The 19,606-nt window shown below is 74.8% G+C and carries 13 protein-coding genes; 10 read left to right on the forward strand and 3 right to left on the reverse strand.

What is annotated here, in order from left to right:
- Window positions 1-92: 92 nt before the first annotated feature.
- A complete protein-coding gene (locus ACFWR9_RS20350; protein ID WP_383843957.1) occupies window positions 93-3,734 on the reverse strand; it encodes a S8 family serine peptidase in 3,642 nt (1,213 codons plus the stop codon).
- A gap of 224 nt (window positions 3,735-3,958) precedes the next feature.
- On the opposite strand from ACFWR9_RS20350, the gene ACFWR9_RS20355 reads away from it, so the two are divergent.
- From ACFWR9_RS20355 to ACFWR9_RS20385, 7 genes are all read left to right on the forward strand, one after another.
- Window positions 3,959-4,318 (forward strand): CU044_2847 family protein, encoded by a 360-nt coding sequence (locus tag ACFWR9_RS20355; protein ID WP_383844028.1) that lies wholly within the window; start codon window positions 3,959-3,961, stop codon window positions 4,316-4,318.
- Entirely contained in the window at window positions 4,315-5,967 is a 1,653-nt protein-coding gene (locus ACFWR9_RS20360; RefSeq protein ID WP_383843960.1) for a trypsin-like peptidase domain-containing protein, read from the forward strand. The genes ACFWR9_RS20355 and ACFWR9_RS20360 overlap by 4 nt, the downstream gene beginning before the upstream one ends.
- A gap of 465 nt (window positions 5,968-6,432) precedes the next feature.
- Entirely contained in the window at window positions 6,433-7,458 is a 1,026-nt protein-coding gene (locus tag ACFWR9_RS20365) for an AAA family ATPase (protein WP_383843963.1), read from the forward strand.
- The gene (locus tag ACFWR9_RS20370; protein WP_383843966.1) at window positions 7,458-12,437 is read left to right on the forward strand and encodes an SAV_2336 N-terminal domain-related protein; all 4,980 of its coding nucleotides are present in this window, start codon (window positions 7,458-7,460) and stop codon (window positions 12,435-12,437) included. Before ACFWR9_RS20365 ends, ACFWR9_RS20370 begins: the two co-directional genes overlap by 1 nt.
- A gap of 165 nt (window positions 12,438-12,602) precedes the next feature.
- Window positions 12,603-13,652 (forward strand): rod shape-determining protein, encoded by a 1,050-nt coding sequence (locus ACFWR9_RS20375; protein WP_383843969.1) that lies wholly within the window; start codon window positions 12,603-12,605, stop codon window positions 13,650-13,652.
- Window positions 13,653-13,695: 43 nt separating this feature from the next.
- The gene (locus ACFWR9_RS20380; protein ID WP_383843972.1) at window positions 13,696-15,150 is read left to right on the forward strand and encodes a GAF domain-containing sensor histidine kinase; all 1,455 of its coding nucleotides are present in this window, start codon (window positions 13,696-13,698) and stop codon (window positions 15,148-15,150) included.
- 176 nt (window positions 15,151-15,326) lie between these two features.
- Window positions 15,327-15,959, forward strand: a complete 633-nt coding sequence (locus ACFWR9_RS20385; protein ID WP_383843975.1) for an ANTAR domain-containing protein — start codon at window positions 15,327-15,329, stop codon at window positions 15,957-15,959.
- Window positions 15,960-15,971: 12 nt separating this feature from the next.
- Here the strand turns inward: ACFWR9_RS20385 and ACFWR9_RS20390 are convergent, their stop codons facing one another.
- Entirely contained in the window at window positions 15,972-16,457 is a 486-nt protein-coding gene (locus ACFWR9_RS20390; RefSeq protein ID WP_383843978.1) for an Asp23/Gls24 family envelope stress response protein, read from the reverse strand.
- Window positions 16,458-16,570: 113 nt separating this feature from the next.
- The gene (locus tag ACFWR9_RS20395) at window positions 16,571-17,014 is read right to left on the reverse strand and encodes a MarR family winged helix-turn-helix transcriptional regulator (protein ID WP_383843981.1); all 444 of its coding nucleotides are present in this window, start codon (window positions 17,012-17,014) and stop codon (window positions 16,571-16,573) included.
- A gap of 106 nt (window positions 17,015-17,120) precedes the next feature.
- Here ACFWR9_RS20395 and ACFWR9_RS20400 point away from each other — a divergent pair, with 106 nt between their 5' ends.
- The 3 genes from ACFWR9_RS20400 (at window position 17,121) to ACFWR9_RS20410 (ending at window position 19,419) form a co-directional block, all read left to right on the forward strand.
- Complete coding sequence (locus ACFWR9_RS20400; RefSeq protein ID WP_383843984.1) at window positions 17,121-17,678, forward strand: quercetin 2,3-dioxygenase; 558 nt, start codon at window positions 17,121-17,123, stop codon at window positions 17,676-17,678.
- Entirely contained in the window at window positions 17,675-18,571 is an 897-nt protein-coding gene (locus ACFWR9_RS20405; protein ID WP_383843986.1) for an alpha/beta hydrolase fold domain-containing protein, read from the forward strand. Before ACFWR9_RS20400 ends, ACFWR9_RS20405 begins: the two co-directional genes overlap by 4 nt.
- A 161-nt stretch (window positions 18,572-18,732) precedes the next feature.
- Complete coding sequence (locus ACFWR9_RS20410) at window positions 18,733-19,419, forward strand: GAF and ANTAR domain-containing protein (protein WP_383843989.1); 687 nt, start codon at window positions 18,733-18,735, stop codon at window positions 19,417-19,419.
- The last annotated feature ends 187 nt before the right edge of the window (window positions 19,420-19,606 follow it).

Genomic DNA, 19,606 nt, shown 5'->3' on the forward strand with positions numbered 1-19,606 from the left:
TGAGCGCCCGGGGGGGGGGGGGGGGGGCCGCCCCCCCCCCCCCCGGGGCCCCCCCCCCCCCCCCCCCCGGGGGGGCCCCCCCCGTCCGCGTGTCACCGCACGGCCACGGCCCGCACGATCTCCTGCGTGACGGAGCCGCCCCGGTCGTCGCGCGCCGAGGCCCGCAGGGAGACGTGCTCGGCGTCGCGCGGCACGCTCAACGTCCCGTGCCAGGACGCCGACCCGTCACCGTCGCGCAGCCGCACCTGCTGCCAGGACTTCCCGTCGTCGTACGACACCTCAAGACGGCCGCCACCGATCCTGCCGGTGCCGGCGGCGCCCGCCACGTACTCCGCGCCGAGCCCGACCCGCAGCCTCTTGCCGCCGCGCACCTCGCCCGCGAGGTCGGTGTCGACGTCGAAGGAGAGGTTGATCAGGGGCAGGAAGGTCTCCCGGTCGTCCGGCGTCGCGGCCGAGCGGAAGGTCCACTCCGCGTGTCCCTCGGTGGCGAGCGGCCAGCGTTCCGCGTCGAGCGCGGTGTCGGTGACGAGCTTGTACGTGCGCTCGTCGGCCGGCGCGTCCCACACATGGGCGGCGGAACTCGGCCCCTCGTCGACCAGTTCGCCGTCCAGGTACACCGACGTGGTCTGCGTCATCCCGCTCTCGTCGCTCCACACGTCGCCGAAGCCGGTGTGGTCGGGACCGGAGTCGCCCCAGCCGGGGGCGTTGAACTGGAGCCGGTTGCCCGCGCGCTGCTGCCCCCAGCCGAGCCCGGTGCCGAGGTACGGGTGCCAGACGGGCTTGAACCAGTTCAGCTCCGTGCGGTCACCGCCCCGGTACCGGACCAGTCCGCTGCGCTCCTCCAGTGCGCCACCGGCGGTCTGCACGGACTCGTGCCACAGCTGGCCCGGCCCGGTGGACACGTACTCGGTGCGCTCGGCCGGGTAGGCGATCCGTTCCTTGAAGCCGAGGCCGATCGGGAAGGTGTCGGTGATCGAGTACCGGAACTCGCCGCCGCTCGCGGGCTCGGCGCCGTGGTACTTGGTCCGCAGTTCGGCGAGGTCGCGCCGCCCGGGCTCGTAGGTGAGGTCCCGGTCGGGCACGGCACCGGGGTGCCCCTCGGACAGGTCGTAGACGTAGGGCGTGTCGCGGGTGCCGGTCATGTCGACCCGCCCGGCCTTCCGCAGCCGCAGGGCGTCGTCCGCGTCGACCGTGGCGATCTGGAGCGGACGGTCGGCGTTGTCCTCCGTGCCCCACCAGGACAGCAGCCGGCCGGGCGCGTCGTCGGTGACGAACAGCGCCTTGACGCCCGCGTCCTGGGCGGCCTGCGCGAGGGCCGCCGGTTCGGTGCCCTCGGTGAGCCGCGCGAGGACCGCCTTGCCCCGGACGCCCGCCGGGAAGGGGCCGTCCCCGACGTCCACCAGCGGCAGCCGGCTCCGGCCCTCGGTGAGGGTGCCGCCCGGCTGGACGACGGCCTCACCGACCCCCTTGACCTCCAGCTGCGGCTTGCCGAGCCGCCACACGGTCCGGTACTCGAAGCCGCCTTCGGTGACCTTCTTGGTCGGCGCGGCGAAGACGCTGTCGTACTTCAGCGGCACCTGGACCGCGCCGAACAGGTCGGCGCCGCCCGCGCTGCGGTCGTACTCCATGATCAGCTGCCGGGTCTGGGTGCGCTTCGGCACGTCCGCGCTGATCTCCCGCAGCTTCGTGCCGTCCAGGGTGATCTCGCGGTCCCGGTCGAGGACGACCTCCGGCGCGGCGAGGAAGCCGAGTCCGAGCGACTCGGCGCCGTGGCTGCCGCGCACGTCGAGGAACGAGGTCAGGCTGTACGTCCCCGGCGCGAGGCGCAGCTCCAGGGTGCCGGAGTCGCCGACGTGCGCGGGGACGGGGTCGATGCCCTCGGCGAGCTGCTGGACGACCAGATCGGCCGGAGTGGCCGCACCGGAGCGGTCCTTGACGCGCACCGTCAGCGTGTACCGCTCGTCCTCCTTGACCAGCCCGAACGCCGTGTGCGCGACGGGCTCTCCGTCCGCGCCGGACGCCACGATCCGGCCGCTCGTCGTCCCGACCGGTGCCTTGGACCCGTCGCCGGTGACGGTGGTGGAGGCGGTGCCGTGCGCGGGCACGGTGAGGACGGTGTCCGCGAGCGTGACAACGCCCTCGGGGGCACCCTGGGCCGAGAGCTTCAACTCGACAGCGTCGTCCGAGGAGTTGGTGTAGGTGACGGTCCGGGTGACCGGCTCGTTGCCGTCGTACGGCCAGGCGTGGAAGCCGAGGTTGGCGCTGCCCGTCGCGGTGACGTCGGCGCCGATCGCGTCCGGCACGCTGACCCGGCCCGCGCCCAGTCGGTACGCGGAGGCGTCGAGCCCCTTCGACGTGGACATCAGCGCGTCCTTGAGCCGCGCGCCGGTCCAGTCGGGGTGCTGCTCGGCGAGCAGGGCGGCCACACCGGAGACGTGCGGCGTCGCCATCGACGTACCGTCCATGCTGGTGTAGTCGCCGCTGCCCTCGGCGAGCCGGGACCGGGCCGCGAGGATGCCGACGCCCGGCGCGGACAGGTCGGGCTTGAGCGCCTGGTCGCCGTGGCGGGGCCCGGCGCTGGTGAACCAGGCCGCCTCGTCGGCGGAGTCCACGGCCCCGACGGTCAGCGCGGCGTCGGCCGCGCCGGGCGAGCCGATGGAGGACGGGGCGCCGCTGTTGCCGGCCGCGATGACGAACAGGGTGCCAGTCTCGCGGGACAGGGTGTTGACGGCCTCGGCCATCGGGTCGGTGCCGTCACTGGGCTCGGTCGAGCCGAGGCTCATGGAGACGATGTCGGCGTCCACGTCCCGGGCGGCCCACTCCATACCGGCGATGATCTGGGACTCGCTGCCCGAACCGGAGTCGTTCAGAACCTTGCCGACCGCGAGCGCGGCGTCGGGCGCGACACCCTTCTCCTTGCCGTCGGAGGCCGCGCCGCTGCCGCCGACGGTGGAGGCGACGTGCGTGCCGTGCCCGTTGCGGTCGGCGACCTCCTCCCCCGCGATGAAGCTGCGGCTCTCCGCGACCCGTCCGGCCAGGTCGGGGTGGCCGGCGTCCACGCCGCTGTCCAGCACGGCGACGGTGACGCCCTTGCCGGTCAGCCCGGCCTGCCAGGCCTCGGGGGTGCCGATCTGCGCGTTGGAATCGGCCATGGCGGCGGTGACCCGTCCGTCGAGCCACACCCCGTCGATGCCCGCGCCACGGGTGAATTCCCGCCAGAAATCACGCCCCTTGCCGGCCTCCACCGCGGCCCCGCGCACGCTGGGCAGCGCCCGGGTCCGCTCGGTGCCCTTCGGGGTGGCCGACCGCGCGCCCTTCTCGTAGGTCACGATCAGCGGCAGCGTGCCGGTCTCCGTGTCGGCGAGGCCCTGCTCCAGCAACTCCCCGACGTCGAAGAGCCGTTCGTCGAGGCTGCCGTCGCGCAGGTACGGCACGGCCTCGTCGGGTACGACGGTGGTCCGGCCACCTGAACTGCGGGTGTGCACGGCGCCGTCGGCGCCCTCGGGCCGCTCGACCGTGACGGTCTTCCGCCCGCCGCCGAGGTCCGTGACGGTCACCCGGTCGCCGGTGACGAGGGTGACGGTGCGGGCCGCGGTGCCCCGGGCGACGGCGGCCGGGGGGTGCGCCGGCTCCGGGGGCGGATCCTGTGCCGCCGCCGTCCCGGCCGGCAGCAACGCGATCACGAGCCCCGCCGACAGGAGGGTCGCCCCGCGTCCGACTGGTCCTCTGCTCATCCACGCCTCACTTCGCGTCGTCGTAGAGTGCTGTGAAGTGCTGTGAGCAGTCTCAGGGGGCTTTTGGTACACGGGAGTTGACGGAGCGTGGCGGATTGGCGCCCTGGCGGGTTTCCGCCAGTGGTCCGGCGGACCGGCACCTTGAGCCGCGACACGGCCGAGTACCGTCCGTCACAATGGTGCTGCGCACGGACACGTACGGCACACGGGGAGCGAGCGGCGGCATGGACGGGTTGGTCGAGTTCAAGACCGGGGACGGCGTGCGGGTGGTCGTCGAGGGCGTCGAGGACGAGGACGGCGCGCGGCTCGTCTCGCGCGGCGACGGACCCGCCCGGGCGGCCCGCACCTTCGAGGAGTCCCTGGAGGGCGTCCGGGCGGCGGCCGCGTCCGCGCTGCGGGTCTTCAGGGACGGCACGCTCAGACCCGACGCGGTGGAGCTGGAGTTCGGGGTCAAGCTGAGCGCGGAGGCCGGCGCGGTCATCGCCAAGGGCACGGCGGAAGGCCATCTGGTGGTGAAGCTGAGCTGGGCCCCGGAGCCCGGCCCGGTGCGCCCCGAGGGCCCGGACGCCGCCGCACGGTCATGAGCGGTGCCGCGTGGCACGCCCGCGTCGAGTGCGGCCCGGAGGTCGGCGCCGGATTCCTGGTCTCCGCCCGCCGGTTGCTGACCTGCGCCCATGTCGTCAGGTGGGCCGACCGCGCACCGGTCACGGTGAGCTTCCCGGGCCGCCGGGACCTGGGCGGGCTGTCGGCCACGGTCGCCGTGCACGGCGGCTGGCAGGGCGGCGCCGCCGACCCCGGCGACCTGGCCGTACTGGAACTGGACCGCGAGGTGCCGCTCACCCCGGCCGCCTTCGCCCCGCCCCGCGCCGAACGGACCGCGCCCGCCCCCGAGCTGATCGCCTACGGCTTCCCCAAGGGGTACGACGAGGGCATGCTCGCCTCCTACCGCGCCCTGCCCGGACCGCTCATCTCGGGCGAGTGGATCCAGTTGGAGGCGCTCACCGCGCACGGGCAGCCGCTGGCGGCCGGGTTCAGCGGGGCGGCGCTGGCACTGGCCGACGGCACCGTCGTCGGCATGGTCACCGCGGTCGCCGGGGCCAAGGACGTACGCGTCGGCCGGATGCTGCCCGTCGAGGTCATGGCGCGTCACTGGCCCGACCTGGGCGAGCTGGTGCCCACGCCGGGGCACCGGTCGGACGCGCGCAGACGGCTGTACGCGCTGCTGCGCCGCGCCGAGGAGACCGGGCTGAGCTGCGACCCGAAACGGCTGTACGTGTCCGCCACGGACGCCTTCGACCCGCCGCCCCCGGACGAGGGCTTCGCCTCCCTGCGGGAAGCCGCCGCCTACGTCCAGTGGGAGGTGCCGGAGCCGGACGCGGTGACCCGCTTCGCCGACCGGCTGGAGGAGCTGCTGCACGCACCGCCGTCGCGCCCCACGACCTGGTCGCCGATCGTCGTGGAGATCGACCACAGCGGCGCCGGCGCCGACCAGGTCACCGTCGAGGTGTCCGCCTACCGGGACGGCCAGCGCCGCCCGGTGGGCTCGCGCCGGCTGGCCCGGAGCGCGGTGCGCGCCTTCGTTCAGGAGCACATCGACGAGGCGTGCACCCAGCTCGACCCGGGCGCCGACGAACTGCTCACCTTCGTGCTGCCGCGCGAGTGGCTCAACGAACCGGTGGCGCACTGGGAGTGCGGCGAGGACGACTCCACGCCCCTCGGCTGCGCCTACCCGCTGGTCGTCACCGACCGCCACCGCCACCGCAGCGGACGGCTCCGCCACCAGTTGCGCAAGAAGTGGGGCAAGCTCGGGGCCAGTCGGGGCGTGCCGCTGCGGCGCGTCGACTGCGGCACCCCGGAGCGGCCGGCCGGCCTGCGCAAGCGGCTGCGGGACGACGCGGAGCTGGCCGGTTTCGGCACCCCGCCGACGACGGCGCGGGAGCACTTCGAGGTGGGTCTCACCGTCCCCGTGCCCGTACTGCTGTGGCCGCGCCGGGGGTGCTCGGGCGACGGACACGACGATCCCTGTCCGGGCACGGCGTTCCTCGACGAGCTGGCGGAGTCGGTGGCGGACGTGCCGCCGTCCCAACTCCCCCGCCTGGTCATGGAGCTGCGCGAGACGGCCGAGGCGGCCGACGACCCCGACGGTCACTGGGCGCGCAACGTCCAGCTGCTGTGGGACGACCCCCGCTGCTTCACCGAGCCCGCCGCCCTGCTGCACTCACCCGTCGGCTGACGGGGCGACGTCGCCGATGAACCGCCCCCGTCCGGACGACCGCCCGCCGTACAGATGGCCGCCCGCCGAATCGACGACCGCCCACCGTCCCAACGACCGCCCGCCGTACCGAAGAACCGCTCGCCACCCCGACGAACAGGCGCCGCCCCGACGGCCACCCGCCACCCCGACGACCACCCGCCGTATCGAGGAAAAGGCCACCACCCCGACGAACAGGCGCCGCCCCGACGGCCACCCGCCACCCCGACGACCACCCGCCGTATCGAAGACAAGGCCACCACCCCGACGAACAGGTCTCCGCCCGGCCGACCACCCACCACCCCGACCACCAGGGCGCCACCCCGACGAACGGGCCGCCACCCCGACGACCACCCGCCGTCCCCGACGACCAGGGCGCCACCCCCGACGAACGGGCCGCCACCCCCACGACCACCCGCCACCCCGATCGCCCGGAGAGAAGAACCCATGCCCCTGTGGCCCGTCTACACCGGCGCCCCGGCTCCCCACGACGGCATCACCCAGCTGCCCCCGCCGCCGCCCTGGCGGGCCTTCGCCGGCGGGCCCGTGCTCGATGCGCCCGTCGAGGACGGCGCCGACCCGGCCGCCTCGCCGGACCGCGCGCACCGTGCCGTGACGTACCAGGCCACGGAGCAGACGGTGCAACTGGTCAACGCGGCGCTGTACCTGCGGCGCCCGCTGCTGGTCACCGGCCCGCCCGGCACCGGCAAGTCGTCCCTCGCCTACGCCGTCGCCCGCGAACTGCGGCTCGGCCCGGTCCTGCGGTGGAACATCACCAGCCGCAGCACGCTGCACGACGGCCTCTACACGTACGACCCGCTCTCCCGGCTGTACGCGGCGCGCCACACCCCGCAGGGCCCCGACGCCCCGGCGGCGGCCACCGGTATCGAGGACCACCTGCGCCTCGGCCCGCTCGGCACGGCCCTGCTCCCCTACGCCCGCCCGCGCGCCCTGCTGATCGACGAGATCGACAAGAGCGACCTCGACCTGCCCAACGACCTGCTGCACGTCCTGGAGGAGGGCCAGTACGAGATCCCCGAACTGGTGCGGGCGTCGCGGGACACCCCGGACGGGCACGCCGAGGTGCTGATCGACGGCACCGACCAGCGGGTCCCGGTGGAGCGCGGCCGGGTCCGCTGCAGGGAGTTCCCCTTCGTCGTCCTCACCAGCAACGGCGAGCGCGAGTTCCCGCCCGCGTTCCTGCGCCGCTGCGTCTCGCTGCGCCTGCGGCAGCCGGACGACGACCACCTCGCCGAGATCGTCCGCGCCCACCTGGGCGAGCCCGACGGGTACGCGCAGCGGCTCATCCACCGGTTCCTGTCCCGGGTGGGCGGCGGCGAACTGGCCACGGACCAGTTGCTCAACGCCATCTACCTGGCCCGTTCCTCCGGCCTCGGCGCCGACTCCCTGGACGAGCTGGCGGAGCAGCTGATGCCCTACCTGGGCAGGTCCCCGCAGCCCGACGCCTTCTGATGCCGGCCGACCGCCCCGGCTCACCGGAGCCCCTGCCCCGCCTGGCCGACCTCCTCGGCCGGGTCTCCTCGGGTGTCCGCCCGACCCCGCTGGAGCTGGCCGAACTGCTCTGGCTGGCCGGGCAGATGGACCCGGCGACCACCCCTGGGCCGACGGACGACGGAGCGACCGGCCAGGCGGCCGGGGAGCCCGCACCGCCCGGCCCCGCACCCCGCCCGGAGACGGAGCGCGGGCCGGTGCGGCAGCCCCGCGACGACCCGCCCGGGGCGCCGACCGCCACGTCCGACGCGTCCGACGCCTCCCGCACCCCGCTGCGCCTGCCCTCCACGGCCCCCGCGCCGGGGACGTCGGCGGCCGAACCGCACAGCGCCCTGCTCGCACCCGCCCCGCCGATGCTGCGCCACACGCTGGCGCTGCAGCGTTCCCTGCGCCCGCTGAAGCGCCGTACCGACGCGCCCGTGGGCCACGAGGTGGACGAGGCCGCGACCGCCGACCGCATCGCGCGGCTGGGTGCCGGGCCCGACGGGTGGCTGCCGGTGCTGCGTCCGGTGCGGGAGCGCTGGCTGCGGCTGAACCTGGTGCACGACGCGGGCCCGACGATGCCCGTCTGGCAGCCGCTGGTACGCGAACTGCACGCCACGCTCGCCCAGTCGGGCGTCTTCCGCACCGTCGTCCTGCACCGCGCGGAGGCCGACGGCACCGTCCGCGGCGAGGGGGCCGAGGCGCCCGCCGACGGCCGTACGGTCACCCTGCTGATCAGCGACTGCATGGGACCGCAGTGGCGCGAGGGCCCGGCCGGCACCCGCTGGTTCGACACCCTGCGCCGCTGGGCCCACCGCACACCGCTGGCCGTTCTCCAGCCGCTCCCCGAGCAGCTGTGGCGGGACACCGCGCTGCCGCCGGTCCCGGGCCGGCTGTCGGCCCCGCACCGGGCCGCGCCCAGCGCGTCGCTCGCCTTCACCCCGTACGACGACGCCGCGCCCCCGGCCCCCGGCCCCGCCGTGCACCTCCCCGTGCTGGAACCGGGGCCCGAGTGGCTGGCGAACTGGGCCTCCCTGGTCGCGAGTCCGGGCGGCACCCGGCACCCGGGTGCGGCCGCCGTGCTGCACCGCCCGCTGCCCGCGGACGCCGACGACCGCGCCGACGTCACGCGGCTGTCCGCCGGGGAACTGGTGCTGCGTTTTCGCGCGAGCGCGTCCCCCCAGGCGTTCCGGCTGGCCGGTCACCTCGCGCTCGGGCGCCCGGACCTGCCGGTGATGCGGCTGGTGCAGGCCGCGGTCGAGCCGGAGCCCCGGCCCCAGCACCTGGCCGAGATCGTCCTCAGCGGCATGCTCACCACGGTCGCCGGGCCGCCCGGCTCGTACGCCTTCCGCCCCGGCGTGCGCGACCTCCTGCTGCGCGGTCTGCCCCGCACCGCCCGCAACCGCACCCACGAACTGCTGCTGCGCACCGGCGCCCTGATCGACGAGCGGGCGGGGCGGTCACCGGGCGAGTTCCGCGCGCTGGTTCCCTCCCGGGACGGCACCGAACGGGCCGACGGCGGCGAGACCTTCGCCGCGATCAGCCAGGAGAGCGCCCGGCAGCTGTCCGCACCGGAGCGGCCCGCGGGCCGCTCGCCCTTCCCGCCCGCGCTGGGCGCCCGCTACCGGCCGGCCCGGCGGCTCGCGCCGACCGGGAGGATGTGGCTGGCCGAGGACACCGAGGCGAACCGCACCGTGGCGGTCCGGCTGCACGACCCGGACCCCGACCCCGCCTCGCGCGGCGCGTTCCTGCGGGACGTACGCCGCCTGACGGAGATCACCCACCCGAACGTGGTGACCGTCCTCGACGCCGGCATCGAGGACGACGTCCCGTACGTCGTCATGGAGCACCTGGACGGTATCGCTCTGCACACGCTCGCCCGGTCGAACGCCCGACGGCTGCCGGCGCCACTGGTGGTGTCGGTCGGGGCGCAGTTGGCGCGTGCCCTCACCGCCCTGCACCGGGCGGGCGTCACGCACGGCGGCCTGGAGGCGTCCCGGGTGGTCCTGCTGCCGGACGGCACGGTCCGGCTCAGCCTCTTCGAACCGGGCCGGAACCCGGGCCCGTCCGGACGCTCCGAGGACCTCCGGGCCCTGTGCGACATCCTGTTGCAGCTGACCTCGGGCAGCGCGCGGCTGACCCTCCCGATCGACTCCCGCCATCTGGACCGGCTGCCCGCCGCCCTGCGCCTCCCATACGCGCACGCCTTCGACCAGTTGATGTCCACCTCGGCGGCGACGCAGGCCCAGGGCGTGGACCTGCTCACGGACCAGCGCTCGCTCACCCGGGCCGGCGAGGCGTACGAGCCGCGCCGCTACCGCGCCCTGGGCCCGCTGCGGGTCACGCTGCCGGACGGGTCCGGGGACCTTGAGCCGGAGACGCGCGCGCTGCTCGCCATGCTGCTGCTCAAGCACGGCCGGACGGTGACGCACGAGGAGCTGCGGTGGGGCCTGTGGGACCCGGGCGAGGAACCGCGCAACCCGCGCGGCGAGCTGACCCGGCTGGCGACGCGGCTGGCGGACGTCCTGGGCCCCGGTGTCCTGGCGATGTCCGCCCACGGCCACGCCCTGCACACCAGCGCCGACGACGTGGACCTGGTGCGCTGCGACGAGCTGGTACGGCGCGCCGACGCGGCCCGGCTGGAGGGGGCGCCCACCGTGGCCCGCGCCCTGGTCACCGAGGCGCTGTCGCTCTGGCGCGGCCCCGAGCCCCTCGCGGACGTGCCCGGCCACGCCGCCCGCACCGCCCGCACCCGGCTCCTGCGGCTCCGCCTCGCCCTGCACACCAAGCGCGCCGAACTCGACCTGTCCCTCGGCGACTACGACCGGGCCTCGGCCGAACTGTCCGGCCTGCTGCGCGCCCACCCGCACCGGGAGGACTTCCGCCGCCTCTACCTGATCGCGCTGCGCCGCCAGGGCCGGGGCGCGGAGGCCCTGGAGGTGTACGAGGAGTACGAGCTGTCCGGCGGGCGGAGTCCGGCCCTGGCGGCGCTGGGCCGGGAACTGCGCGAGGAGCACGCCGAGCCGGTGGACGACGCCCCGTGGTCGGAGTACGACGGCAGCCCGTCGGACCGGGACGACGCGGCGCACGGGACGGTGTCGGCGCCGGACGAGCTGCCGGAGGGCCCGTTCCCCACGGAGGACGACCTCTGGGCGCCCCGGCTGGAGGAACCGGCGGAGCCCGAGGAGCGGCCGGAGGACCGGCAGGAGCCCGAGGAGCCGGAGGAAGCTGCCGAGGAGGACCTCGACGGCACGGTCGTCGAGGCGGAGGACGACTTCGGGGCGCGGGACGACTTCGACACCGACTTCCGCGACTGCGCCCGCTTCTCCTTCGCCGACGGCCCCCGGGGCGAGGAGGCCCACGCGGCGCTGCGCACCCTGGTCACCAACCTGCTGGCGGACAGCGGGCTCGACGGCACCGCGTACGAACTCGTGGACGACGGGGAGGGCCTGCTCGTCCTGCTGCAGCCGCAGGTGGAGGCCGCCCCGCTCCTGCGGGCGGCCGTGGAGGGCCTGCCCGGACAGCTGGCGCACATCGGCGGCCCGCGGCTGTGCGTGGAGTTCTGGCAGGTGGAGTTCCGGCTGGACGGAACCGAGGAGCAGTCCTTCCGCGCCGACGCCGAGTCGGCCGGCACGGCCCTGGACGCCTCCGGCGCGCAGGCGGTCGTCGTCCTCTCCGACTCCCTCTACTACGACGAGGTGCACGAGGCGGCGGAGGACGGACCCGTCTTCGCTCCGGACCTGTTCCGGCCGCTGGACGACGACACGGGCTGGTACCGCCCGGTCGACCGCGCCGGGGACCCGGGAGTGGAGGCGTCGGACGGCCGGGCGGTGAGCGGGCCGCACCCCATGCCGCCCGGCGGCGGCCTCCCCGTCGCCCCGCGCGACGGTTCCCTGGCCTTCGTCCTGCGGCTGCCCGACGGCACGCTCGCCCTCCCGGAATCCGACGTGGTGCGGTCCGCGCCGCCGGCCATCCGCGCGGCCGGGCAGTACTTCGAGGTCGACCTGACCGAACACCCCGTCGGCACGGGCGTGGCCACCGTCAGGGCGAAGTGGCAGGTCGAGGACCCGGTCGAGGCGGTGCGCAACCGGGCGACCGACGTGCGTGAGGTGGTCGCCGAGCTGGCCGGGCAGTTCCTCGCCGCGGCCCGGGAGGGTGGCGAGTTCGATCTCGCCGGTGCCGAGGTGCCCGGCTACCGCGTCGTCTGGACCTTCCGGCCGCCCGGCCGCACCGCCACCCCGCACCGCCGGGCGCCTCGCACGCCCCGGGACCTGATCGCCGGCGCGGACTGCGTGCTCCTCGGCTTCGACGACGTACTGGCCCGGCTGTACCGGCCGGCCGCCGAGCGAGAGGTGCTGCTGGACATCGCGCGGCTCTTCGTCGAGGAGCGCGACCCCGAGGACGCGCTGTCCGGCGTACCGCTGCCCCGGGTCTCGACGGACGGATACGCGGGCACGCTCGACTTCGTCCGGGCGCTGGCGGGGCACCGGGTCGCCCCCGACGTACGGCTCCGCCTCGACCGGCACGAGGCGCGGGCGGCACGCACCGCCCGGCCGGTTCCGCTGGCCGACCGGCTGGTGCTGGCGCTGGACGCCCGGCGGGTGCGCACCGCCGTGGTCACCGACCGGGACCCCGCCCCGGTCACCGCCTACCTGCGACGACGCGGCCTGCTGGACGCCCTCGCCGGGGACGTGCACGGCAGGGGCACCGACCTCACCCGCCTGATGCCCGACCCGGACGTCCTCCTGCGGGCCCTGGAGCGGCTCGACACCGCCGTCGGCACGTGCGTGATGGTCGGTTCGTCCGTCGCCGAGCAGTCCGCCGCCCGTGCGCTCGGTCTGCCGTTCATCGGCCACTGCGGCGGCGAACGGGGCCGGCGGGAGCTGAGCGCGGCCGACGACGACGCCCTCCTCGTACCGGACCTGCGTCCGCTGCTGACGGCGGCCGAGAACGGCTGACCGGGCGCGGCCGGGAGCGCCGAGGGGAACGCCCGCCGGACACCGCCCGTTCGGCGGCCCCCCGCCCGGCCCCCTCCAACGGGCGCCCGTTCCCGCTCCCGCGCACGATGCCAGCAAGGCCGGCCACCGGGCGGCCGTACGGTCGCGCTCTCGGGAGGATCCGCCATGACCGCCAGGACCGCCAGTCTGGAGCAGCTGCGCCGCTGCCACTTCGCCGTCGACCTGGGCGCGGCACGGACCCGCGTGTACGTGAAGGGCGCCGGGCTCGTCGTCGACCAGCCGTCCGCCGCCGCGGTCAACACCCGCACCGGCGCGCTCATCGCGGTCGGTGAGTTGGCGGAGAAGATGACCGGCCGCACCCCCGGCTACATCCGGGTGGTGCGGCCCGTGTCCGGCGGCACGGTCGTCGACATCGAGATGGCCCAGCGCATGCTGCGGCATCTGCTCGGCGACAAGGTCCGCCGCGCCCTGCGCCGCAAACCCCGGCTGCGCGCCGCCGCCTGCACTCCGCACGACGCCGATCCGCTGGCCCAGCGGGCGGCGATCGAGACGCTGGTCGGACTCGGCGCACGCCGCGTGGAACTGGTCGACACGCTGATCGCCGCGGCCGTCGGCTGCGGACTGCCCGTGGAGCAGCCCGAGGCGACCATGATCATGGTGTGCGGGGCGCACGCCACCCAGGTCGCGGTGCTCTCCCTCGGCTCGATCGTGACCGCGGCGCGCATCCCGGTCGGCGGCGAGGCCGTGGACCACGCGATCGTGCAGCTCCTGCGCCACCAGCACGAGCTGGTGCTGCCCAGCCAGTCCGTACGTCCGCTGCAGCTCACCCTCTCCGGCAACGGGCTGACCCCGCAGGGGCCGGCGTCCACCGAGATCCACGGCCGGGACGTGGCGACCGGCCTCGCGCGCTCGGTGCAGGTCGACACCGCGTCGGTGCGCAACGCCATCCAGACGCCGCTGACGGGCGTGCTCGACGGGATCGGCCGGGTGCTGCGGGACTGCCCGCCGGACCTGGTCGCGGACCTCGCCGACCGCGGGATCATGATGGTCGGCGGGAGCGCGCTGCTGCCCGGCTTCGACCAGATGCTGCGTCAGGCCACGGGCATGCCGGTGCACATCGCGGAGCGGCCCGACGTGTGCGCGGTCCAGGGGCTCGGCTGCATGCTGGAGGGCCGGGTCGAGCCGCTCGCGCTCCAGCCGGCCGCGTCCGACTGACCCGCCGCCGAGAGGGCCGGGCACTTCGAGGAAGCCGGACGGTATGACCGCGCAGCCCGCGCCCCGACTGACCCGCCTCCTCGAAGCCGTCCTGGAGGTCGGCACCGACCTCGGCCTGCGCGGCACCCTCCAGCACCTCGTGGACGGCGCCGCCGAACTGACCGGCGCCGACCGCGCGGCCCTGGCGATGCTCGACCCCAGCCGGGACGGCCTCGCCGAGATCCGCACCCCGGGCCCGGAACCCGTGGCGGCGACGGCGCCCCGGCTGCGGGTGCCGATCCATGTGCGGGACGAGGCGTTCGGCGAGCTGCGGCTGGCCGGCCGGGCGGGCGCCGGCCCCTTCACGGCCGAGGACGAGCAACTGCTGCGGGTGCTGGCGGCACAGGCCGGCATCTCGATCGGCAACGCCCGGCTGTACGAGACGGCACGGCAGCGCGAGCGCTGGATCGAGGGCGCGGCGGCCGTCACCACGGCGCTGCTCACCGAGGAGAGCGCGGACGACGCGCTGACCACGGTCGCCGAGCGGGCCCGGCTGCTCGCCGACGCGTCCGCGGGCGTCATCCTCCACCCGACCGCCGAGGGCGGCATGGGGATCGTGACCGCCTCGACGCTCGACGACCCGGGTGGCATCGTGGGCGCCACCATCGCGCCGGGCAGCCCCGTCCTGGAGCAACTGCTCGGCGGCGAGCCGGTCTTCCTCACCGACTCGGCGACCGATGCGCGGATGACGACGCACGTACGGCACCGGTTCGGGCCGAGCATGATGCTGCCGCTGCAGGCGAACGGCCGGCTGATCGGCACCCTCGCCCTGCCCCGCCGGCGCGGCGAACGCCAGTACACGGACCTGGAGCGGCGGCTCGCCACCCAGTTCGCCTCGCAGGCCGCGCTCGCCCTGGTGCTGGCCGACGCGCGGCGCGGGCGGGAGCGGCTCGCGGTCTACGAGGACCGCGACCGCATCGCGCGGGACCTGCACGACCTGGTGGTGCAGCGGCTGTTCGCCACCGGCATGATGCTGGAGTCGACGCAGCGCCGCGATGGCGCCGAGGACGTGCGCGACATCCTCGCGCGGGCGGCGGACGAGCTGCGGTCCACGGTCCAGGAGGTCCGTACGGCGATCTTCGCGCTCCAGCAGCCGCCGGCCGATCCGCCGACGGGGCTGCGCGGCCGGGTCCTGCGCGAGACCGCGTCCGCCGCCGCCCGGCTCGGCTTCGCCCCGTCCGCCCACTTCAGGGGCGCCGTCGACACCCGCGTACCCGACCGGGTCGCCGGCCACCTCCTGACCACCCTGCGCCGCGCGCTGACCGACGCGACCGCCCGCGCGGCCGTCTCCCGCGTCGAGGTCACCGTGGACGCGACCGGCGCGGCGGCGGACGGGGGCCGGGACGGCGTACGGCTGACGGTCTTCGACGACGGCGAGCGCGAGGAGGGCGGCGAGCGCGAGGAGCACGCCGGGCACCCGGCGGACGGCACGACGGTGACCTGGTGGTCGCCGCTGTGACCGCGTGGGCATGGGGCGCACCGGCACTGCCTTTACCCTCTCGTGGGCCGCTCATTCCCCACCGCCGGGTGTAGTCCGCCCTACGGCGGGCAGGCGCCACGGAGAAGGGGACCGAGCGACGTCGCGAGCGTCCGCCGGGACTGTCGGGGAACAGCATGGACGGACAAGGCGGTGACATGACCTCAAAGGCACCGCCGCGTCTGTCGGGGCAGCCTTCCTTCCTGGTCATCGACGGCAGGGTGACCGCCGGGCGGGCGCTGCTCGCCGCGCGCGGCCGGCTCGTCCACGGGTGCACGGACATCCTGGCCGAGGCCCTGGCCGCGCTGCCGGCCGGCGTCTCCCGGCTCGACCTGGACATGGGCGACGTGGAGTTCATGGACCCGGGCGGGCTGCGGTTCCTCGACCTGCTGGGCGGCTACAGCCACCGGGAGGCGGTGCCGGCGACGACGGCGAACTGGCAGGGCCAGCCGCTGCGGGTCCTGGAGCTGGCCGGTCTGGACACCACCGACCCCCTGCGCACCACCACCGGCGCCGAGCGGCTGCACGTCCTGGAGGAGGAGGTCGACCAGCTGCGCCAGGCGATCGCGTCCCGGCCGGTCATCGACCAGGCCAGGGGCGTACTCATGGCGCTGCACGCCTGCACCTCGGACGAGGCGTGGGACATCCTGCGGGAGGCCTCCCAGCTGTCCAACACGAAGCTGCGCGACATCGCCGCCGCGGTCACCGCGGGCACCGAGAACGCCGGCCCGCCTCCACCACCGGAGGTACGCGCGGCCCTGTGCACGGCACTGGCCAGGCTCGGCCGCTGACGCCGGTCACCGCTATTCGAGGCGCCGCGGGCTCTCCGGCTCGTTCTCCTCCTCGTCGGGGAGGTGGACGTCGCTGACGTAGATGTTCACTTCCACGACTTCCAGCCCCGTCAGCCGTTCCAAGGTGGAGATCACGTTCTCGCGTACCTCGTCGGCCACGTCGCCGATCCGGGCGCCGTACTCGGCCACGATCGCCAGATCGATCGCCGCTTGCCGCTCACCGACCTCGGCCTTCACCCCCCGGGTCACGGACGCCCGCCCCGCGCCCGGAGTGGCATCCCGTACGGCGCCGGCCGCACGGCGGAAGGTGTTGCCCATCTCGTGGACTCCGCCGACCTCGCGGGTCGCCATCGCGGCGATCTTCAGCACCACGATGTCCGCGATGCTCGTACGCCCCTGGACCGCCGACTGATCCCGCCCCCCGAAGCCCTGGCGCCTGCCGACGGCAGACGGCCCGGCCGAGGTCCCGTGGTCACTGCGCTGAGTGGTGTCCGTCATCGTCTTGCCTTCCCGAGAGGGCGCCGAGCGGCCTGGACCTGCCACTCAACCAAGAAGACCGAAAAGCCCTATATGTACATATTAGCCCGTTCGAGGGTGTGTGGTGTTGACGTTCAGCCCGAGCCCGGGCCGGGCGGCCGGCCCCAGGGCGCTTCCAGCGCCGCCCGCAGGGCGTCGACCGCCTCCCCGCCGATCCGCTCGGTGAGCCGCTCCTCCAGCCGCTCGAGGATGAGGCCGGCCTGGCGGTGCGCGCGTTCCCCCTCCTCGGTGCGCCGGATCAGCCGCTGCCGGAGGGAGTCGGGGTCGGCGACCTGATCGAGGAGCCCCGCGGCGATCAAGCCGTGCACGGCCTGATGCGCCGTCTGCCGGGTGACGCCCATACGCCGGGCGAGCTCCGAGACCGTGGCGCCCTCGTCGTCCAGTACGGCGAAGAGCTGCGCCTGGGTCGGGGACACCGGCACGGCACCGGCCGCCTCCAGGGCGGCCAGCAGCCCCTCCTCGAACCACCGCCGGGCCTCACCGAGCAACTGCGGAAGGTAGCGGCGGGTGGACTGCATCGTTTCCTCACGAGTGGGCCGGGCTCGCATCCAGTGCTTGATTACCGACAGTCTCTCATGTCAGGCTACCTGACATTCAGCGCGGAGACCGATCCAGGGAGACGGCATGACCATCGAGTACGCCACCCGCTACCGGCGGGCGTCACGCATCCCCGCGGAACCGGGCAAGCCCTACTTCATCGAGAAGGGCGAGGGAGACCGGGCCCACCTGTTCGGCGACCTGATCACCATCTACGCGGGCGGCGAGCAGACCGAGAACACCTTCAACTTCTTCACCGTCGAGGGCCCCAGGGGCGAACTCATCCCCGCCCATGTGCACACCGACACCCACGAGGTCTTCTACGTCACGCAGGGCGCGGTGCGACTCTTCGTGGAGGACACCGAGGGCGAGCAGCAGGAGAAGCTCCTCACCCCCGGCGACTTCGGCTTCGTACCGAAGAACTGCCGGCACGCCTACCGCATGGAGCGCCACCACAGCCAGGTCGTCGGCGTCGCGGCCGGCCCCGGAGGGACCTTCGAGCGGTTCTTCGAGAACCTCGGCGTACCGGCCGAGCAGATGGGACTGCCGCACCGGCCCGTCGTCCCGGAACCCGGCAGGTTCGAGACCGTGCCCGAGCGGTTCGACGTGCGCTTCCTGCCCGACCATCAGTGGCGGACGCCATGACGGAGTCGGAGTCCGGCCCCTCGCTGCGCGAACTGATCTCCGCGCCCCACCCCGACCACGCTCCGCTCCCGCACGCGCCCCCGAACGAGGTCGGCGTACGCGAAATGCGCGGCGTGCCGTACCTCCCCGTGGAGGGAAGCCGTCCGCTGGAGCTCGACCTGTGGCTGCCGGAGCATGCCGGGGCGGAGCGGCTTCCGCTGGTGCTGTTCGTGCACGGCGGCGCCTGGCGACGGGGGCGGCGCGACGACTTGGGCATGCGTACGCGCCACTGGACCCCGGGCCCGTTCACGCGCATCGCGGCCGAGGGCTTCGCCGTTGCCTGCGCCGACTACCGGCTCAGCGGCGAGGCCCCCTTCCCCGCCCCGCTCGACGACCTGCGCGCCGCACTGCGCTGGCTCACCCTGCGCTCCGCGGAGCTGGGCATCGACACCGGGCGGACGGTGGCGTGGGGAGAGTCCGCCGGCGGCCACCTGGCCTCACTCCTCACACTCACCCACACCGACCCCTCACCGGCCGGGGCGGTGATCTGGTACGGACCGAGCGACCTGACCACCGCGCGAGGCCCTTTCACGCCGGAGGACACCGCCTCCCCCGAGGCGCTCATGCTCGGCGCGGCACCGGCGGCCGCCCCGCAACGCGCCCGCGCGGCCAGTCCCGTCACCCAAGTCCACGCCGGCGCCTCCCCGTTCCTGCTCGTTCACGGCGAGCAGGACTCCATGGTGGCCTGCTCGCACAGCGAGGCCCTCGCCGCGGCACTGGAGGAGGCCGGCTCGTCACCGGTCGAACTGTGGACGGTCCCGGGCGCCGACCACGGCTGGTACGGGGTACCCGACGCCCAGGTGGAGCAGATCTTCACCCGCTCCCTCGCCTTCGCCCTTCGCGTGGTGTCCTGACACCGGTCGCTCCCGACAGCACGACGGGTTGGGCGCGGAACCGGTGACCCAGGCGGTGGCGGCGAGGCTTCGCCCAAGCCTTCCGCTGGTGGCACGCCGATCGGTGTGTGCCACGCTGGACGGCGGAGCACCTTACGAGCGTGCAGAGGCGGAGGCTGGGCATGGACTGGCGTGAGTTCGCGGAGCAGATGGCCTCGATGGCGCGGGACCTGCTGGCCCAGAAGTCGGTGGATGCCACGCTGGCGCGGATCACCGGGGCGGCCACCGAGCTGGTGGAGGGCTGTGACGAGTCCGGAATCCTCATCCTGCGCGGCCGGAAGGTGGACTCCCTCGCGCCCACCGGCCGACTGGTCATCGACAGCGACCAGCTTCAGGAGCGGCTCGGGGAGGGGCCGTGCTTCGACGCCGCTCATACCAGGTCGGCGGGACGGGTCTTCCGCATCGCCGACTTCACCCATGAGCAGCCCCGCTGGCCCTCCTACGCGCCCGAGGCCCGGACACTGGGCATCGGCAGCATGATGGGATTCCTGCTCTACACCGACGATGAGGAGCTCGGGGCGCTGAACATCTACTCCCACAAGCCCGGCGCCTTCACCGAGATCAGCGAGACGGCCGGCTGGCTGCTGGCCTCCCACGCCGCGGTCGCCCTCTCCGGCGCACGCTCCCACGCGCAGATGAAAGAGGCCGTCGCCACCCGCCACCTCATCGGCGAGGCCATGGGCATCCTCATGGGCAGCCGCCACCTCACCGAGGACCAGGCCTTCGACGTACTGCGCCGCTATTCGCAGGAGAAGAACATCAAACTCCGCGAGGTCGCCCGCCAGGTCAGCGAAAAAGGCGGCTTCTGAACCGGATACGGCGGCTCCCCCAGCTCACGGTTAGAACCGGGGAAGCCTCAGCCAGGTCGGCCACCCTAGGGAAACACGCCGACTTGGCCTGCACACCGGGTGTCCCCGCTTACGCCGCTCACACACCCCCGGCACCCGTTTTGATCAGCGTGCGGGCGGAAGACGATCCACCTTGCGCCAGGTGGTC

It is taken from the genome of Streptomyces sp. NPDC058534, assembly GCF_042717365.1.
Taxonomy (GTDB): Bacteria; Actinomycetota; Actinomycetes; order Streptomycetales; family Streptomycetaceae; genus Streptomyces.

What these genes read in the sequence shown, in the direction of transcription:
- ACFWR9_RS20375 (WP_383843969.1), top strand. Translation starts at nt 12,603, where the DNA reads ATGACCGCCAGGACCGCCAGTCTGGAGCAGCTGCGCCGCTGCCACTTC.
- ACFWR9_RS20365 (WP_383843963.1), top strand. Translation starts at nt 6,433, where the DNA reads ATGCCCCTGTGGCCCGTCTACACCGGCGCCCCGGCTCCCCACGACGGC.
- ACFWR9_RS20380 (WP_383843972.1), top strand. Translation starts at nt 13,696, where the DNA reads ATGACCGCGCAGCCCGCGCCCCGACTGACCCGCCTCCTCGAAGCCGTC.
- ACFWR9_RS20410 (WP_383843989.1), top strand. Translation starts at nt 18,733, where the DNA reads ATGGACTGGCGTGAGTTCGCGGAGCAGATGGCCTCGATGGCGCGGGAC.
- ACFWR9_RS20390 (WP_383843978.1), bottom strand. Translation starts at nt 16,457, where the DNA reads ATGACGGACACCACTCAGCGCAGTGACCACGGGACCTCGGCCGGGCCG.
- ACFWR9_RS20395 (WP_383843981.1), bottom strand. Translation starts at nt 17,014, where the DNA reads ATGCAGTCCACCCGCCGCTACCTTCCGCAGTTGCTCGGTGAGGCCCGG.
- ACFWR9_RS20370 (WP_383843966.1), top strand. Translation starts at nt 7,458, where the DNA reads ATGCCGGCCGACCGCCCCGGCTCACCGGAGCCCCTGCCCCGCCTGGCC.
- ACFWR9_RS20360 (WP_383843960.1), top strand. Translation starts at nt 4,315, where the DNA reads ATGAGCGGTGCCGCGTGGCACGCCCGCGTCGAGTGCGGCCCGGAGGTC.
- ACFWR9_RS20355 (WP_383844028.1), top strand. Translation starts at nt 3,959, where the DNA reads ATGGACGGGTTGGTCGAGTTCAAGACCGGGGACGGCGTGCGGGTGGTC.
- ACFWR9_RS20385 (WP_383843975.1), top strand. Translation starts at nt 15,327, where the DNA reads ATGACCTCAAAGGCACCGCCGCGTCTGTCGGGGCAGCCTTCCTTCCTG.
- ACFWR9_RS20350 (WP_383843957.1), bottom strand. Translation starts at nt 3,734, where the DNA reads ATGAGCAGAGGACCAGTCGGACGCGGGGCGACCCTCCTGTCGGCGGGG.
- ACFWR9_RS20400 (WP_383843984.1), top strand. Translation starts at nt 17,121, where the DNA reads ATGACCATCGAGTACGCCACCCGCTACCGGCGGGCGTCACGCATCCCC.
- ACFWR9_RS20405 (WP_383843986.1), top strand. Translation starts at nt 17,675, where the DNA reads ATGACGGAGTCGGAGTCCGGCCCCTCGCTGCGCGAACTGATCTCCGCG.